Genomic DNA, 430 nt, shown 5'->3' with positions numbered 1-430 from the left:
CCGTGATCGTCCCGCCGGGCACGTCGGACGCGCCGGAAGTGGTCGGCCTCGGGGCCCGGCTGGCGGCGGCGGACGCGTTCGCCGTGGTCACGCCGGAGTACAACCACAGCTTCCCGGCGGCGCTCAAGCACGCGATCGACCTGTTCCGCGAGGAGTGGCGCGCCAAGCCGGTGGCCTTCGTGTCGTACGGCGGCATGGGCGGCGGCCTGCGGGCGGTCGAGCAGTTGCGGCTGGTGTTCGCGGAGCTCCACGCGGTGTCGATGCGCGACTCGGTGAGCTTCCACGGGGTGTGGAGCCTGTTCGACCAGGACGGCGTTCCGGTCGACGAGGCCGGGACGAACGCGGCGGCCAAGGGGATGCTGGGGCAACTGGACTGGTGGGGGCGGACGTTGCGGGACGGCCGGGCGGTTCGTCCGTACGACGTGTGACC

General features: G+C 72.8%; 1 protein-coding gene. It reads left to right on the top strand.

Going from position 1 to position 430, the window contains the following annotated elements; translation table 11 throughout:
• Positions 1–428, top strand: a 428-nt coding sequence (locus AC1DSF_RS30950) for an NADPH-dependent FMN reductase (RefSeq protein WP_478184134.1), incomplete at its 5' end; no start/stop codon positions are given.
• Positions 429–430 lie beyond the last annotated feature (2 nt).

This window comes from Variovorax sp. 01N429 (assembly GCF_056399425.1).
This window is presented reverse-complemented; position numbering and strand designations above follow the sequence as displayed.